This is a genomic window from Janthinobacterium sp. PSPC1-1 (genome assembly GCF_049897625.1).
In the GTDB taxonomy this organism is placed as follows: Bacteria; Pseudomonadota; Gammaproteobacteria; order Burkholderiales; family Burkholderiaceae_D; genus Janthinobacterium; species Janthinobacterium tructae.
Genome location: NZ_JAFCWP010000003.1, coordinates 130,173 through 147,185 on the forward strand (window position 1 = coordinate 130,173; position 17,013 = coordinate 147,185).

14 protein-coding genes are annotated in these 17,013 nt (G+C 64.2%); 5 read left to right on the forward strand and 9 right to left on the reverse strand.

Annotated elements, in window-relative coordinates; genetic code table 11:
• The first annotated feature begins 54 nt into the window (after positions 1-54).
• Both ACP7EG_RS11655 and ACP7EG_RS11660 read left to right on the forward strand, forming a co-directional pair.
• Positions 55-807: a FecR family protein gene (locus tag ACP7EG_RS11655; RefSeq protein WP_426088057.1), complete on the forward strand. Its 753-nt coding sequence runs from the start codon at positions 55-57 to the stop codon at positions 805-807.
• Between the two features lie 95 nt (positions 808-902).
• Positions 903-3,374: a TonB-dependent siderophore receptor gene (locus ACP7EG_RS11660; protein WP_426087720.1), complete on the forward strand. Its 2,472-nt coding sequence runs from the start codon at positions 903-905 to the stop codon at positions 3,372-3,374.
• Between the two features lie 13 nt (positions 3,375-3,387).
• Here ACP7EG_RS11660 and ACP7EG_RS11665 read toward each other — a convergent pair whose 3' ends face one another.
• Together ACP7EG_RS11665 and ACP7EG_RS11670 are read right to left on the reverse strand one after the other, a co-directional pair.
• Positions 3,388-4,467: an alginate lyase family protein gene (locus ACP7EG_RS11665; protein ID WP_426087721.1), complete on the reverse strand. Its 1,080-nt coding sequence runs from the start codon at positions 4,465-4,467 to the stop codon at positions 3,388-3,390.
• The gene (locus ACP7EG_RS11670) at positions 4,464-5,465 is read right to left on the reverse strand and encodes a gamma-glutamyl-gamma-aminobutyrate hydrolase family protein (RefSeq protein WP_426087722.1); all 1,002 of its coding nucleotides are present in this window, start codon (positions 5,463-5,465) and stop codon (positions 4,464-4,466) included. The genes ACP7EG_RS11665 and ACP7EG_RS11670 overlap by 4 nt, the downstream gene beginning before the upstream one ends.
• 220 nt (positions 5,466-5,685) lie before the next feature.
• Between ACP7EG_RS11670 and ACP7EG_RS11675 the strand changes: the two genes are divergently transcribed.
• From ACP7EG_RS11675 to ACP7EG_RS11685, 3 genes are read left to right on the forward strand one after another with little or no spacing between them, the layout of a single operon-like run.
• Positions 5,686-5,994: a hypothetical protein gene (locus ACP7EG_RS11675; RefSeq protein WP_243136064.1), complete on the forward strand. Its 309-nt coding sequence runs from the start codon at positions 5,686-5,688 to the stop codon at positions 5,992-5,994.
• On the forward strand, positions 5,991-7,022 hold the full coding sequence (gene dapA / locus ACP7EG_RS11680; protein WP_426087723.1) for a 4-hydroxy-tetrahydrodipicolinate synthase: 1,032 nt from the start codon (positions 5,991-5,993) through the stop codon (positions 7,020-7,022). The genes ACP7EG_RS11675 and dapA overlap by 4 nt, the downstream gene beginning before the upstream one ends.
• A complete protein-coding gene (locus tag ACP7EG_RS11685; RefSeq protein ID WP_426087724.1) occupies positions 7,000-7,542 on the forward strand; it encodes a division plane positioning ATPase MipZ in 543 nt (180 codons plus the stop codon). Before dapA ends, ACP7EG_RS11685 begins: the two co-directional genes overlap by 23 nt.
• 57 nt (positions 7,543-7,599) lie before the next feature.
• On the opposite strand, the gene ACP7EG_RS11690 is transcribed toward ACP7EG_RS11685, so the two are convergent.
• The 7 genes from ACP7EG_RS11690 to kdpF all read right to left on the reverse strand — a co-directional run bounded on the left by ACP7EG_RS11690 (position 7,600) and on the right by kdpF (position 16,613).
• Positions 7,600-8,346, reverse strand: coding sequence for a TorF family putative porin (locus tag ACP7EG_RS11690; RefSeq protein ID WP_426087725.1), 747 nt, complete (start codon positions 8,344-8,346; stop codon positions 7,600-7,602).
• Between the two features lie 129 nt (positions 8,347-8,475).
• A complete protein-coding gene (kdpE, locus tag ACP7EG_RS11695; protein WP_071075474.1) occupies positions 8,476-9,174 on the reverse strand; it encodes a two-component system response regulator KdpE in 699 nt (232 codons plus the stop codon).
• Positions 9,171-11,912, reverse strand: a complete 2,742-nt coding sequence (locus ACP7EG_RS11700; protein ID WP_426087726.1) for a DUF4118 domain-containing protein — start codon at positions 11,910-11,912, stop codon at positions 9,171-9,173. Before ACP7EG_RS11700 ends, kdpE begins: the two co-directional genes overlap by 4 nt.
• Positions 11,913-12,044: 132 nt before the next feature.
• Positions 12,045-12,620, reverse strand: a complete 576-nt coding sequence (kdpC, locus tag ACP7EG_RS11705) for a potassium-transporting ATPase subunit KdpC (protein WP_426087727.1) — start codon at positions 12,618-12,620, stop codon at positions 12,045-12,047.
• A gap of 10 nt (positions 12,621-12,630) precedes the next feature.
• Positions 12,631-14,709 (reverse strand): potassium-transporting ATPase subunit KdpB, encoded by a 2,079-nt coding sequence (gene kdpB, locus ACP7EG_RS11710; protein WP_116745580.1) that lies wholly within the window; start codon positions 14,707-14,709, stop codon positions 12,631-12,633.
• Between the two features lie 9 nt (positions 14,710-14,718).
• Complete coding sequence (kdpA, locus tag ACP7EG_RS11715; RefSeq protein WP_426087728.1) at positions 14,719-16,524, reverse strand: potassium-transporting ATPase subunit KdpA; 1,806 nt, start codon at positions 16,522-16,524, stop codon at positions 14,719-14,721.
• Positions 16,524-16,613: a K(+)-transporting ATPase subunit F gene (gene kdpF, locus ACP7EG_RS11720; protein WP_034746483.1), complete on the reverse strand. Its 90-nt coding sequence runs from the start codon at positions 16,611-16,613 to the stop codon at positions 16,524-16,526. The genes kdpA and kdpF overlap by 1 nt, the downstream gene beginning before the upstream one ends.
• Between the last annotated feature and the right edge of the window lie 400 nt (positions 16,614-17,013).

Consider the following 17,013-nt stretch of genomic DNA (forward strand, 5'->3'; position numbering starts at 1 on the left):
ACGCAGCACGAGCATCTGCCGCCCGCGGCGCACGCGAGCCTGCTGCGCGCCTGCGTGCAAGCGAATGCGCCGCGCCGCCACGCCGTCAAGACCCTGGCACTGCTGCTGGCCTGCGGCGCCTCGCTGTATGCATTCGAACGCCGTAGCCCCTGGCGCGGCTGGACGGCCGATTACCGCACCGGCGTCAACCAGCGCCGCGTCGTGACCCTCGATGATGGCACGCAGCTCACGCTCAACACCAGCAGCGCCGTCAATATCGCTTACAGCGGCGCGCAGCGCCGTATTCAACTGCTGGCCGGTGAAATCTTCATCGCCACCGCCAAGGATGCGGCACAACGGCCGTTCTTCGTCGATACGCCGCACGGCAGCCTGCAGGCGCTGGGCACGCGTTTCACGGTGCGCCTGCACCAGCAATACGCCAGCGCCGGCGTGCTCGAAGGGGCCGTCGCCGTGCTGGCCGACGATGGCGCACAGCGCCTGGTGCTACATCCCGGCGAAGGCGCCCATTTCGACGGCACGAGCTGCCACCGCCAGGCGCTGGCACCGTATGGCGGCGCATGGCTCGATGGCATGCTGGTGGCGCGCGACATGCGCCTGGCCGATTTCCTCACCGAGCTGTCGCGCTACAGCGACCATCCGCTGAGCTGTACGCCCGCCGTCGCCAGCCTGCGCGTGTCCGGTTCCTACCCGCTGGCCGATGTGGGCGCCATCGTCGACGCCGTCAGCGCCAGCCTGCAGCTGCGGCGCAATACCGTCACGCGCTTCTGGGGCCATCAAGTCGTCAGGATCGAACTGGCGGCGCGCTGAATTAAATTTTCTGCAAAGTGAGCTGTTTCGCCGTGCTCGCGTGACTTGGTAGACAGGCAGTCTCCATCTTGCGTATCCACGAAAGGTTTTATTCCATGCATCACGCTTCGCGTTCCCTCCTTACCCGCACCGTCCTGGCGTGCGCCCTGTCGCAGATCGGCATAGCCCTGGCCTTGCCGGCGCCAGCCCTGGCACAAAGCCAGCAAGTACGCGTCTATGGCATCCCGGCCGGCGCGCTCGGTGACGTGCTGACGCGCTTCGGCAGCGACAGCGCCATTTTATTGTCGTTCTCCAGCGAGTCCACGCAAGGCTTGCGCAGCGCCGGCCTGCAAGGCAGCTTTGGCGTACAAGACGGTTTCCGCGTGCTGTTGGCCGGCAGCGGCCTGCAAGCCGTACCGCAATCAAATGGCGGCTACCTGCTGCAAAAGATCCCCGCCAGCGCCAGCGTACCCACGGCGGACAGCCGCGGCGTAGCCGTCATGAGCGGCGTCACCGTGGTGGCGGCGGCCGAGCGCAGCGCCGCCACCAGCGGCACGGGCAGCTATACGGGCGGCCCTGCCAACGGCGCCACGGGACTGGCCCTGACGCAACGAGAAACGCCACAGTCGCTGACCATCGTCACGCGCCAGCAGATGGATGACCAGAACAGCAACGCCGTTTCCGACGTCATGAAAAACGTCAATGGCGTGAGCGTGCAAAACTACGACAGCGACCGCTGGAGTTTCCAGGCGCGCGGCTTTGCCGTCACCAATTTCCAGTACGACGGCGTCTCGGCCATCTATGACGGCGTGTACGACTGGGGCACGACCAACAGCGACATGGCCATCTACGACCGCATCGAAGTGCTGAAGGGCGCGACGGGGCTGATGAGCGGCTCGGGCGACCCGTCGGCCACCGTCAACATGGTGCGCAAGCGCCCCACCGCCGAATTCGAGGGTTCAGCGACCCTGGGCGCGGGATCGTGGGACAACTACCGCGGCGAAGTCGATGTTTCCGGCCCAGTCAATGAAAACCGCTCGGTGCGCGGCCGCCTGGTGGGCGCCTACCAGGACAAACACTCCCACCTGGACCGCTACACGCAGCAGAAATCCGTCGCCTACGGCATCATTGAGGCGGACCTGACACAAGTCACCCTGCTGACGGCCGGCTTCACGCACCAGGATTACAAACCGCGCGGCTCGACCTGGACGGGTTTCCCTGTGCTGCTTTCCGACGGTTCGCGCACGGATTTCCCCACCGCGTGGAATCCGGCCACGGACTGGAGCCGGCGCGACATGCAGAACACCACGTTATTCACGTCGCTCGAACACAGCTTCGCCAACGAGTGGAAAGTGAAATTGAGCGCCAACCAGCTGCGCAGCAAGCATGACAGCATGCTCGGTTCGGCCAGCGGCGGCAATCCCAACCCTGTCACAGGCGCAGGCGCGTTTTTCTTCATGGGAAAATACAAGGGCGACCGTCGCCAGAGCACCGTCAACGTCGACGCCAGCGGCCCATTCACGGCCTTCGGCCGCCAGCATGAAGCGATGCTCGGCTACTCCACCTCGACGGCCAAGCAAGATGGCCCCGTCTACGAATCGGTCTATCCAACCCTCGATGGCAGTTACTTCGACTGGCGCGGCCAGTATGCGGAACCGGCCTTCAAGCGCCTGGGCAACGACAACGACAGCACGCGCCAGAGCGGCCTGTATGGCGCCGTGCGCCTGCACCCCGTCGACGCGCTGTCCATCATCGTCGGTGCGCGCGTCAGCAACTACAAGCAGGAGCAGGACCGCAGCTTCTTCGATCCCAAGAGCGCGCGCATCACCTCGCGCATCGAGGAAAATAACGTCATCACGCCGTATGCGGGCGTCGTGTATGACCTCGACAAAACGTACTCCGTATTCAGCAGCTACACCAGCATCTTCGCGCCGCAGAGCAACCGCGACGTGAACCGCAACTTTCTGTCGCCCGTGCGCGGCAAGGGTTTTGAAGCAGGCGTGAAGGCAGAATATTTGGATGGCAAGGTCAATGCCAGCGCGTCCCTGTTCCAGATCCGTCAAAGCAACGTGGCCAGTTCTGTGGGCGAAGTCAACGGCGAAGAAGCGTATAAAGCCATCGACGGCGTCACCAGCCGCGGCGTGGAAATGGAGGTGACGGGCGAAGTGATGAAGGATGTGAAGCTGAGCGCCGGCTACACCTACACCCATGTGCGCGACGCGGATGGCAAGGACGTGTTTTCCACCATGCTGCAAACCACGCAGCCTGCCCACCTGCTGCGCGTGCAAGGCACGTGGCGCCTGCCAGCCAGCCTGGACAAGCTGACCGTCGGTGGCGGCATCAACTGGCAAAGCAGCTACTACGGCAATATCTGGAATCCCGCCATCGAGGATTATTCACGCATCAAGCAGGGCAGCTACGCGCTGGTAAACCTGATGGCGCGCTACGAGATCAGCAAGAACGTCACGGCCAGCGTCAACGTGAACAACCTGCTGGACAAGAAGTACTTCACGGGACTGGGCCTGTTCCAGACAGGCTTCTACGGCGAACCGCGCAACGTGATGTTCACCGTGCGCACGAAGTTTTAACGCGAAGTTCTCACTAAGCGCCGTACAGCGCCAGCGCCCAGGCTGGCGGGCGCAATTCCAGCACCAACGGCAGGTAAGCGGGATCGAAGCGTGCCGCCAGCAGGTACACATTGGCGGCGCCCTTGGCCTCCCAATTCCCCGTAAAACCCTTTTCGCCGGCCGCCACGCGCTTGCGGTCGAAGGGCACGGCGCTTTTCGCGAATTCCTCGTGCGTTTTCCTGCCCTGCGCATACGGCGCCAGCCAGGCCAGCGCCTCGGCCAGGCGCCGCGCTTCCGGCGCGTCATACCAGTCATCGCCATGCGCCTGCGCCATCAGGGCAGTCGCCAGCAGCGGCTCCAGGCTGTAGGTGGTGTAGTGCAGGGCATCGCGCTGCTCGAAGTCGAAGGGCACGCCGCCAGCGCCGATATTGCGCGGCACGTGCGCCAGGAAGCGCTCCTTCGCTCGTGCGATCAGCAAGGCGTCGCCCGTGACATACGCGGCGGCCGTGCCAATCTTGATGCGGTGGCTATGCCAATTGTTGCGCGCCGTGGACGGGCCACCCACCTTGATGGGATCACTCAGATACCCTTGCGCCAGGGTGCGGCAAAACGCCTGCACCTGTTCGCGCTCGACGCCGTTCAAGCGCTCCTGTACCAGGTCAAAGCCGATCAGCAGGCTGGCCAGCTCCGTCTCGTCGACGGGACTGAACGATGGCTGATAAGTACCGCTCCAGGCCAGCAACAACTGGCGCGCTGCCTCGAAATGCGCCATCTCGCCCGATAATCTCCAGGCCAGCGCCTGCAGGCGCACCTGGCGCCAGTCCTCCTGCGCCTGCTGGCTGGTCTCGCGTCCGCCTTCTCCCTTCAGCAAGCCGCCCGTGCGCACTTCGGCCATCAGGTGCACGGGCCGGGCCGCATCCTTGCGCGCCGCCTTGAGCACCTGCTCGGCAATGGCCGGCGCCACCCGCGCCTTGAGCGTGCGGGCGCGCGCAGCGGACGTCAGCGCAAACGGCAGCACGCTATCACGCGGGTGCGGCGCGGCGCGCAAGCCGACCAGGGGCAGTGCCAGCAAACCGGCGAGCAAGGTGCGCCGACGCGTAAAGTGCGCGCTCAAAACCGCGTCTCCCGCGCCGCGCGCAAAAAGTTATCGAGGATGGGCGTGCAATCGAGCAGTTCGACGCCGCCCGCCGAATGAAATTCCGGGTGCCATTGCAAGCCCATGACGAAGCGCGCCCGCTGGTAGCGGATGGCTTCGACGATATTGTCGCCCTGCGAATACGCTTCCACGGTGACGTCGCGCCCCAGGTCCTTGACCGACTGGTGGTGGATGGAATTGACGAGTGCCTCGCCTGCCTTCGGGAACATGCCCGCCAGCGACGAGCCTTTCGGGAAGACGATGGTGTGGCGGTGGCGGTCATACAGGTCATTGACGTGGGACGTCGCGCCTTCCACGTCCGAAGCGATGTCCTGGTACAGGGTGCCGCCAAAGCCCACGTTGATCAGTTGGCAGCCGCGGCATATGCCCAGCACGGGTTTGCCCGCATCGACGAATTCGTGCAGCAGTTCCAGTTCGTACAGATCGCGCGCGCGGTCGCCGCTCCATTCGGGCCGCGTGGCCGCCTCGGAATACGTCTGCGGCGAGACGTCGGCACCGCCCTGCAGCACCAGGCCATCCAGGTGACGCGCATAGTGGCGCAAGGTGATATTGCTCGGATGTAGCTGGCCACTGGTATTGACGGTCGGGATCATGAACACCAGCACATCGCGCGACATGACCCACTGCGCGATCGACTCTTCCAGGTATTGCAGGTTCTTGCTGCGCAGGCCAGTGGCGCCCGGCTCCGGATGGAAAATACGCGCCGAGATGCCGATGCGCAGGGTGCGCCGCATGAAATCGCGGCTGGCCTTGTCGCGCATGGAGCGGTAGCGCGACGAGATCACGCGCCAGGCCAGCGCCAGCGGCGTGTCGTTATCCTTCAGGTAGCGGGGTGCCGCATCGCGCGCGCGGTGCTCATGCTCATCATCGGGCGCCCGGCGGCCCACGCGGTCAGGCCGCGCTGGTGCTGCGGGATCAGTGGAAGGGGGATGCTGGGGATCTTTTTCGTCTGACATGGCAAGGCTGACTGAAAGCGGGGACACTTTCAATATAAACCCCTGCCTCCCAAAGCACGATTCAATTTTGTAACAAAAGCACATGTGCGGCGCATCCACGCAACACGCCGGCAATAAAACTGCATACAGTCCGTTTACGCTGGCGGCCCCGCTTTTTAGAGAATCTTTACGCTCCCGCTGCTAATCTTGAACGTACCTCAACCACCGCTGCAAAGCCACCATGGAACCCCATTCACGCCTGCAAACGCATCAAGCGCATCAAGCACTGCCCCACCGCCATCCCCGCCTGCCCACTTTCCTCATGCATATCACGGTCGACAAGTCCTGCCTGGCCGAGCTGCGCCAGCTGGTCGTCAGGACGTGCGGCGGCATGCTGTCGTTCATGCGCGTCGAGGCGGTCGACCACGCCGAACGCATGAAGGTCTGGCTGTGCGTAACGGAGCCGGCCCTGCGCCTGACCATGGATGCCGTCATGCGCCTGCTGCCAGCGGCGGAATTTGGCCGCATCAGCCAGGGGAAATCACTATGAACCAGTATGCCTGTGAGCAGGCGATGTCTTCATCGCGCATCACCGCGCACTTCCAGGGCATCTGGGTGCCGATGGTCACGCCATTCCGTGATGGCGAGATCGATCTCGACGCCGCCCAGCAGCTCGCTTGCGAGCTGGCCACCAGCGGCATCGATGGCCTGGTGGTGTGCGGCACCACGGGCGAAGCGGCCATGCTGAGCGCCGCGGAACACACCATGCTGCTCGATAGCGTGCTCGAAGCCATCGGTCCCCGCTTCCCCGTCGTGATGGGGATCGGCGGCAGCGATACGCGCAGCGTCGTCGCCACGGTACAGCGCTATCACGACCATCCGCTGGCCGGCCTGCTGATCTCGGCACCGTCCTATGTACGCCCTTCGCAGGACGGCATCGTGCGCCACTTCGAGGCCATCGCCGCCGCCACCGACCAGTCCATCGTGCTGTACAACGTGCCGGCACGCACGGGCGTCAATATCGAACCGCAGACGGCGGCGCTGCTGGCGCGCGACTCGCACTTCGTCGCCATCAAGGAAGCGGGCGGCAAGCTGCAGCAACTGGGCGAATTGCTGCTCGACACGCGCCTCGATGTGCTGTGCGGCGACGATGCGCTGCTGCTGGCTAGCCTGTCCATGGGCGGCCACGGCGCCATGTCAGCCGCCGCCCAGGTACGCCCCGACCTGTATGCGCAGCTGTACCACCTGGTCAGGCAGGGCCGCCACGGCGCCGCCGGCGCCCTGTTCAAGGTCATGCTGCCCGTCATCCGGCTGCTGTTTGCCGAACCCAATCCTGGTCCAGTGAAGGCGGCGCTGGCCATGCAGGGCAAGGTGCGCGACGAGCTGCGCCTGCCGATGACGCCGATGTCGTCCGCCGGCCAGCACAAGCTGGCCGAAGCACTCGAGCCCCTGATGGAACTGCCCGTATGGACAGCCAGCGACAGGGACGCGCCGCGTGAAGGCTGTTTGCTGCAGCTGGTCTCCGCTTCCAACATCATGCCAGCCGTGCGCCAAGATGATCATCGTCATCACGGATGAACACGGGGGGATGGAGAAATCCATCCTGGCCGGGCGGCTGGCCGCCTCGCGCGCGCTGGCCGGACGCAAGGTATTGCTGCTCGATGCCGATCCGCGCCAGGGAGCCATGGCGCAGGCGAGGAACATGCACGACGACGCCATGCACGGCAGCGTCACCCAGCCGCGCCTGATGGCGCGCGCCATCAGCGCCAAGGGCTTGCAGCCGGAGCTGGAACACCTGGTGAACTGCTACCACGACATCGTCATCGACAGCGAAGGCCGCGACTCCATGGGCAGCCGTTCGGCCCTGATCGCCGCGCGTGTACTGGTGGTGCCGCTGGACGGCGTCGTGGACGGCGACGCGCAGGCTGGCCTGGCGCGCCGCATCGCGCATGCGCGCAGCGTCAATCCGGACCTGCGCGTCCTGCTGGCAACGGACACACAAGCGGCCCCCGCCCATGCCCTGGCCGCACAGATTCCGGCCGCCCGCGTGGTCAGCTTCGGACAACTGTATTGCGCCGTCTTTAACCTGCAAGCCTAAAACTCGGCACGCAAAAAAAGGCGGCGCATGCGCCGCCTCTCCTCTCATCTGCGTCAATTAAAACGTTTTGCTGACCGTCAGCAGCAGCGCCGTCTTGCCCATGAATTTGCCATTCACTGGCGACGCATAGGCCGACTTGTCCGCGTTCGTGCCGATCACGGCCAGCGCGCCCGTCACGACACCGAAATCGCGCGTGACGCCCACTTTCCAGTCCGTGTAGCTAGCCGCATCATTGTTGTTGACCTTCTGGTGGCCCGCGTGCAGGTTGCCGGTCCAGCCGTTCGTCAGGTCGATATTCGCGCCGATGTCCAGGTAGCCGCTGTTCTTGCTGTTGACGATGCCGAACAGATTGGAGACGGCGTGCGAATACTTGATATAGGCGGGGCCATACGACAGCTGGCCGTAGACTTCCTGCGTATCCGCGTTGGCCAGGCCGATATTCTTCAAGCCGTTGTCCGCATACACATACGCCAGCACGCCCACGTCGTAGCCGATATCGCTGCTCAGCTGGCCGCGCTTGCCCGCATACAGGTCCACTTCCACGTCACCGCTGCCGCCCGCATCCTTGGTCCACTTGATGGTGGAGGCCCAGGCGCCCGCATACAGGCCGGTCGGGTTGTTGACGTAGTCGACGCCGCCCTGCAGCGCAGGTTTCAGGCGCGTCTGCGAAATGCCGCGATAACGGTAGTCGGACACGCCGGCCACGTTGAAGCTGACTTCGTTGTCGGGCTTGGCCTCTTCCGCGTGGGCCAGGCTGCCCGTAAAGGCGGTGGCGACGGCAAGTGCAAGTATCATTTTATTCATGGTTTCTTCTTCATGGGTGGTATGGGCCTTTGCCAACATGGCGCAGCTGGCCCGCCGCTGCAAAAATTTTCGGTAAAGCGTCCCCCCGGCGCGCGCGGCGCCCGTTTTCCAACAGGGGATTCACAGGTGTTAGAGCGGCAGCAGCAGCCGGTAGCCGACGGCCGTTTCCGTCAGCAGATACTGCGGCTGGGCCGGATCGGCTTCCAGCTTCTGGCGCAGATGCCCCATGTAGATGCGCAGGTAATGGCCGTTTTCGCTATTCGACGGCCCCCACACTTCGCGCAGCAGCTGCGGATTGGTGACCACCCTGCCCGCGTTCTTCACGAGCACCGAGAGCAAGCGAAATTCCGTCGGCGTCATGTGCACCAGTTGCTTGTTGCGCGTCACCAGGCGGTCCTTCAGGTCGACCCGTACGTCGCCAAACTGCACCACGCCATCATCGCTGGCGGCGGGCTGGCGCTGGCGGCGCAAGGTGGCGCGCACGCGGGCCAGCAGTTCGCCCACGCCGAACGGCTTGGTCAGATAATCGTCGGCGCCCGCGTCCAGCGCGCGTATCTTGTCCTCTTCGTCGACCCGCGCCGACAGCACGATGATGGGCACGGCCGACCATTTGCGGATGTCGGCGATGAAGTCGATGCCATCGCCGTCGGGCAGGCCCAGGTCCAGCACGATCAGGTCGGGCCGGCGCGTGCCCGCATCGATCAGGCCCCGCTGCATGGTGGCGGACTCGAAAATCTGCCAGCCCTCGTCTTCCAGCGCGGCGCGCACGAAGCGGCGGATTTGCGGTTCATCCTCGACCAGCAAGGCGGTGGCGGAAGGTTCGTTCATGATGGTTTTCCTGTTTCATGGTCGTTGGCGTCATCGAGTTCGATCTCTGGCGGCGCAGGGGGCGTGCCCAGCGGCAGGCTGAAGACGATGGCGGCGCCCTGTCCCGGCGTGTGCGGCTGCGCGTGGATGGTGCCGCCGTGGGCTTCGACGATGGCGCGGCAAATGGCCAGCCCCAGTCCGACGCCCGGCTTGTTCGATTCACGTTCGCCGCGCGTGAATTTTTCAAAGATGGCCTCTTCGCGGCCGGGCGGCAGGCCCGGGCCATCGTCAAACACCCTCACCTGCAGGAACTGGCCGTGCACCCCGGCCGCGACCGTGATGGTGCTGCCGGGGGGCGTGTACTTGGCCGCGTTTTCCAGCAGGTTGCACAGCACGCGCTCGATCAGCACGGCGTCGTAGCGCACCAGCGGCAAATCCGGCGCCAGCTGCGTCTGCACGGCATGCTGCTGCAATTGCGGGCCGCTGGCGCGCAGCGCGCTGCCCACCACTTCTTCCAGCGCCTGCCATTGCAGGTTCAGGCGCACCTGCCCGCTTTCGATGCGCGCCATGTCCAGCAAGTTCGCCACCAGGGCGCTCATGCGCACGGTTTCGGACTGCAGCGAGCGCGCCATGTCCAGCTGCGCGGGCGACAAGGCAGGCCTGGATAGGGCCAGCGACTCGGCCAGTCCCACCAGTGACGTCAATGGCGTGCGCAAGTCGTGCGACAGGGCCGCCAGCAGCGAATTGCGCAGCCGCTCGGACTCCATCTGCAGCAGCGCGCCCTGGGCCACGTCGATGTAGTGCACGCGTTCGAGCGCGATGGCCGCCAGGGCGGCAAAGGTATCGAGGTGCTGGCGCTGTTCCGGCACCAGCAGCCAGCGCCCGTGCTGGGCAGCCTCCAGCGGCAACAGCGCCAGCACGCCCCGCGTGCGCATCGGCGCAATCAGCGGCAGGTAGAAAATGGGCGAAGCCGGCAAGGTATCTGTGCCCGTCCCCGCCGCCTGCGCATGGTCGAAGGCCCACTGCGCGATGCCCATGTCCAGCGGCTCGCCGCCGTTCGGCGTCTGCAAGCTGCCCTCGTCATCAGGTAAAAGCAAGGTGGCGCGCGCACGGAAAGCCCGCTCGATGGCACTTTTCGTGATGTCGAAAATCTGCTCCGTCTGCAGCACGCCGGACAATTCACGCGAAAACTCGTACAGGGCGCGGGCACGCGCTTCACGGTGCGATGCCACGCGCGCCTGGAAGCGCAGGCCGGCCGTCAGGTGGCCCGTGATCAGGCCCACGGCCAGCATCACGCCAAAGGTGATCACGTACTGAAAATCGCCCACGGCAAACGAAAAACGCGGCGGTACGAAGATGAAATCGAAGCATGCCACGCCCACCAGGCTGGCCAGCGCCGCCGGTCCGCGCCCCAGGCGCACGGCCACCAGCACCACCGTCAACAACGACAGCATGGCGATATTGGCCAGGTCCAGGTAGGGTTGCAGGGGCACCGAGGCGAGGGCCGTGCCCAGGCTGGCACCGGCGGCCAGCAGGTAACGCCAATGGCGCGATGGCCTGCGCGGCGCCTGCGTATCGTCGCCCGCCGCGCGCCGCAGCGCCGCATCGGCAGGTGGCAAGCCGACCTCGATCAAATCGATATCGGGCGCCAGACTGGCCATGCGCACGGACGGCGGCGCCTGCCACAGGCGCACCAGCGCACCGGCACGGCCACGGCCCACGATGACTTTCGAGATATTCGCGCTGCGCGCATACTCGACCACGGCGCCGGCGATGTCGGCGGACGGCACAATGGCCGTGCGCGCACCCAAGTCCTGCGCCAGTTTCAGCGTTTTCAGGATGCGTTCACGCTCGCGTGCCGGCAGGTGCTGCAGGCGCGGCGTTTCCACGTACAGCGCGTGCCATTCCGCATTCAGCTGGCTGGCCAGGCGCGCCGTGCTGCGGATCACGTGTTCGCCCCCCGCGTACGGGCCCACGCAGGCCAGCAGCGCGGCGCCCGTCTTCCACACGGGATTGATGGATTTCTCGACGCGGTATGCCTGCACGTCGTCCTGCACCCGGTCCGCCGTGCGGCGCAAGGCCAGTTCGCGCAGGGCGATCAGGTTACCCTTGCGGAAAAAATGCTGCGACGCCCGCTCAGCCTGCTGCGGCTGGTATACCTTGCCCTGCTTCAGGCGGCGCAGCAGTTCGTCGGCAGGGATATCGACCAGCACCACTTCATCGGCGCGGTCGAACACCGTGTCGGGCAGGGTTTCGGCCACGCGCACGCCCGTGATGCCGCCCACCACATCATTGAGGCTTTCCAGGTGCTGCACATTCACGGTCGACAGCACATCGATGCCGGCCGCCAGCAATTCCTCGACGTCCTGCCAGCGCTTCGGATGGCGCGATCCGGCCACGTTCGAATGGGCCAGTTCATCCATCAGTATCAGCGACGGCGCGCGCAACAAGGCTTCGTCCAGGTCGAACTCGAACAAGGTCTTGCCCCGGTACTCGATGGCCTTCAGGGGAAGCACAGGCAAGCCGTCCAGCTGGGCCGCCGTATCCTGGCGCCCATGCGTCTCTACCACGCCCACCAGCAAGTCCTGGCCATCGGCCAGCAGTTTGCGCGCGGCGGCCAGCATCGCATAGGTCTTGCCGACACCGGCCGAGGCGCCGAAATAAATGCGCAGCCGGCCGCGCGCGGCTTTCTTTTCCTGCGCCTGCACTTGCGCCAGCAGGGCATCAGGGTCGGGGCGTTGGCTGTCGTTGGGGAGCATGTTGTATTTTAATCTTCTTGGGCATTGTAGGTCGGATTAGCGCGCAAGCGCGTAATCCGACGACATTGTTGGCCTAGCTGGTGGTGATGTCGGCTTACGCTGCGCTAAGCCGACCTACGCACCGTTGCCAGCTTACTTTGCCATGGCATCAAGCGCCAGATTCAGTTCCAGCACATTCACCCGTGGTTCGCCGAAAAAGCCGATATACGCGGTTTTCTGCACCTTGGCGATGGCGTTTTCCACCTGCGCCAGCGGCACGGCGCGCACGCGGGCCACGCGCGGCGCCTGGTACAAGGCTGCCGCCAGGCTGATTTCCGGGTCCAGGCCGCTGCTCGACGCCGTCACCAGGTCGACGGGAATGGCGCGCGTATTGCCGGGATCAGCTTCCTTCAGGGCGGCGATGCGCGCCTTGACGGCGTCCACCAGGGCCGGATTGGTCGGTCCCTGGTTCGAGCCGCCCGAACCGGCGCCGTTATTGGCCATCGGCGCGGTGGCCGATGGCCGGCCCCAGAAATACTTGGGCGAGGTGAAGGACTGGCCGATCAGCATCGAGCCGATGGGCTTGCCACCACGCTCGACGATGCTGCCGTTGACTTCATCGTTGAAAGCCAGCTGCCCGATGCCGGCCGTGGCAAACGGATAGACCACGCCGCAGATCACGGTCAGCGCGGCAAACAGGACCAGGGCGGGACGTACGATAGTGCTCATGATGGTTCCTTTAGACTAAATTGAGTGCGGACAGCAGCATGTCGATCAGCTTGATCCCGATGAAGGGCAAAATGATGCCGCCCAGGCCGTAGATCAGCAGATTGCGGCGCAACAGGCTGGCCGCGCCGATGGCCCGGTATTGCACGCCTTTCAACGCCAGCGGGATCAGCACGACGATGATCAAGGCATTGAAGATCACGGCCGACATGATGGCCGACGCCGGACTGGACAAGTGCATGATGTCGAGCGCCTTCAACTGCGGATAGGTACCCACGAACGCCGCCGGGATGATGGCGAAGTACTTGGCGATATCGTTCGAAATCGAGAACGTCGTCAGCGAACCGCGCGTCATCAGCATCTGCTTGCCGATTTCAACGATTTCCAGCAGCTTGGTCGGATTCGAATCGAGGTCGACCATATTGCCCGCCTCTTTCGCCGCCTGCGTGCCCGAGTTCATGGCCACGGCCACGTCGGCCTGCGCCAGCGCCGGGGCATCATTGGTGCCGTCGCCCGTCATCGCCACCAGGCGGCCTTCGGACTGGTAGCTGCGAATCAGCTTGAGCTTGTCTTCCGGCGTCGCTTCGGCGAGAAAATCGTCCACGCCCGCCTCGGCGGCGATGGCCGCCGCCGTCAGCTTGTTGTCGCCCGTGATCATGACGGTCTTGATGCCCATGCGGCGCAGTTCCGCAAAACGCTCCTTGATGCCGCCCTTGACGATATCCTTCAGTTCCACGACACCCATGACGCGGCCGTCGTCGACCACTACCAGCGGCGTGCTGCCACGGCGCGCGATATCGTCGACAGCGCGCGACACCTCGAGCGGATACGGCTGGCCCAGCGCTTCCACGTACTTTTTCATGGAATCGGCCGCGCCCTTGCGCAACTGGCGCACCTGCTGCTCGCCAGGGATATCCACGCCGCTCATGCGCGTTTGCGCCGTGAAGGGCACGAAGGTGGCGTGCAGGCTGGCCATCTCGCGTTCACGGATGTTGAACTTCTGCTTGGCCAGCACGACGATGCTGCGACCTTCCGGCGTTTCATCGGCCAGCGAGGCCAGTTGCGCCGCGTCGGCCAGCTGCTGCTCCGTCACGCCGGGGGCCGGCACAAAGGTCGAGGCCTGGCGATTGCCCAGGGTGATAGTGCCCGTTTTGTCGAGCAACAGCACGTCCACGTCGCCCGCCGCTTCCACGGCGCGGCCCGAGGTGGCGATCACATTGGCCTGCATCATGCGGCTCATGCCGGCCACGCCGATGGCGGACAACAAACCGCCGATGGTGGTCGGAATCAGGCACACGAGCAGCGCGATCAGCACGGTGATGGTGACGGGCGTGCCGCTGCCGGCCGCCGCCACGGAAAACAGCGAATACGGCAGCAAGGTCACGGTGACGATCAGGAACACGATCGACAGGGCCACCAATAAAATTGTCAGGGCGATTTCATTCGGCGTCTTCTGGCGCTTGGCGCCTTCGACCATGGCGATCATGCGGTCGATGAAGGCTTCGCCCGGGTTGACGGAAACGCGCACCAGCAGCCAGTCCGACAGCACGCGGGTGCCGCCCGTCACGGCCGAAAAGTCGCCGCCCGATTCGCGGATGACGGGCGCCGATTCGCCCGTGATGGCGCTCTCGTCGACGGAGGCCACGCCGGCCGTCACTTCGCCGTCGGCGGGAATCACGTCACCCGCCTCGACCAGCACCGTCATGCCCTTGCGCAGGTCGGTCGCCGGCGTCGGCAGCCAGGAGGTGCCGTATTTCGGCGTTTGCATTTTCTTTGCCATCACCGTCTGCTTCAGGGCGCGCAGCGAGGCCGCCTGGGCCTTGCTGCGGCCTTCGGCCAGCGCTTCGGCGAAGTTCGCGAACAGCACGGTAAACCACAGCCACACGGCGACGGCGGCAATGAAGCCGAATGGCGCTTCACCCTGGCCATTCAGGGCCTGGATGGCCAGCAGGGTCGTGATGATGCTGCCGACATACACGACGAACATCACGGGGCTGCGCCACTGCGTGCGGGGGTCAAGCTTTTTGAACGCATCGACGATGGCAGGGCCAATCAATGCGGAATCGAACAAGGTCAGGCTTGTGCGTGACATGGTAGCCTCTTATTTTGTAAAAAGTTGCAGGTGTTCGACGATCGGGCCCAGGGCCAGCGCGGGAACGTAATTGAGCACACCGACCAGCACCACCACGCCAATCAGCAGGCCGATGAACATGGGGCCGTGCGTGGGCATGGTGCCGGCATTGGCCGACAGGCGCTGCTTGGCCGCCAGCGAACCGGCTACTGCCAGCACGGGCACGATCACGCCGAAACGGCCGAACCACATGGCGATCGCCAGCATCACGTTGTAGAACGGCGTGTTGGCGGACAGGCCGGCAAACGCGCTGCCGTTGTTGTTGGCCGCCGACGTGAAGGCATACAGGATCTCCGAGAAACCGTGCGCGCCCGGATTGGCCACGCCGATCTTGCCCGGTTCGACCATCACGGCGATCGCCGTACCCGTCAATACCAGGGCTGGCGTGACCAGGATGGCCAGCGACACCATCTTCATCTCATAGGCCTGGATTTTCTTGCCCAGGTATTCAGGCGTGCGGCCTATCATCAGGCCGGCGATGAAGACAGCCAGGATGGCAAACATCAGCATGCCGTACAGGCCAGTGCCCACGCCGCCGAAAATCACTTCGCCGAATTGCATCAGCAGCAGCGGCACCATGCCGCCCAGGGGCATGTAGGAGTCGTGCATGGAATTGACGGCGCCGCAGGATGCCGCCGTCGTCACCGCCGCGAACAGGGTCGAGGAGCTGATGCCGAAGCGCGTTTCCTTGCCTTCCATATTGCCACCCGATTGCAGGCTGCTGGCCTGCTGATCCACGCCCAGCGCTTGCAGGTTCGGATTGGCTTGCTGCTCGGCGCTCATCACGCCGACCGTCATGACGACAAAGATCAGGCTCATCGCGGCCAGCACGGCCCAGCCCTGGCGCAGGTCGCCCACCATGCGGCCAAAGGTGAAGCACAGGCCGGCGGGAATGATGAAAATGGCCAGCATCTGCAGGAAGTTCGACAGCACGGTCGGATTTTCATACGGATGCGAGGAATTGGCATTGAAGAAACCGCCGCCATTCGTGCCCAGCAGCTTGATCGATTCCTGCGAAGCGACGGGGCCCATGGCGATCGTCTGCGTGGTTGCCACTTGCGCTTCCATCACAGGCTTGCCGGCCGTATCGAGCACGGGCTGACCATCGGCCGTCACTTTTGGCGTTTCATACGCCACGTGGTCGAGCAGGGTCACTTCCTTGTAGGCGGAAAAATTCTGGATCATGCCTTCGCCCATAAAGACGACGGACAGGGCCAGCGACAGCGGCAACAGGATGTAAAGGGTCGAGCGCACCAGGTCAACCCAGAAGTTGCCGATCGATTTGCCCGAGCGCGAGGCGAAACCGCGCACCAGCGCAAAGATCACAGCGATGCCGGTGGCCGCTGAAAAGAAGTTCTGGCATGCCATGCCCAGCATCTGGGTCAGGTAACTCATGGTCTGCTCGCCGCCGTAGCCCTGCCAGTTGGTATTGGCGACGAAGCTGACGGTAGTATTGAACGAGGAATCGGGGCTGACGGCGCCCAGGCCCTGTGGATTGAGGGGCAAGAGGCCCTGCAGGCGCTGCAGGCCGTACACGAAGACGGCGCCCACCGTGTTAAACACGATCAGGGCGATGGCGTAGCTTTTCCAGCCCATGGCCTTGTCGGCAGGCAGACCGGACCAGCGGTACAGCAGGTTTTCAAATTTTTGCAGCCAGCCCAGGCCGCGCACGGGGCCGTCGCCGGCCACCTTGGCCATGTACAGGCCCAGCGGATAGCCGGCGGCCAGCAGTACGGCCAGGAAGGCCACCAGCAGCAATATCGATTGCGTCGTCATCACAGTTCCTCCGCTTTCAGCAGCGCCACCAGCAGGTACACGAGCAGGCCAGCCGAGACCACGGCGCCCAGCACATAAAACGCGTTCATTTGACGCTCCCTAATTTGTCGCAGGCGACGGCAAAGCCGGCCGCCACGACGAAAAAAACGGCAATCAAGCCGAGATACACGATATCCATTCCCACCCTCATTCAGGTTTGTTTTGATAGTGAGCAGATTAGCCAAAAGGGTCTAAAAAATTTGTAAAGACTGGAGAGGTGCTTGTAAACAAGATGTAAAAACGGCGGCTTTGCCGCATAAAATCGTCCACAATGGGCGCCAAACCACGCGCACGGCGCACTGTTGTTGCCCTGGAGTAGCGCTATTGCTCGCTGGACAAGATAGAATGCGCGAGCGTCCGCACAAGGACGCCAAGCCTGCCGCACTGCCCTCTGCCAGTGACGCTGGACGGAATATACTGTATATTTATACAGTTATCGCCGCCGTTGTC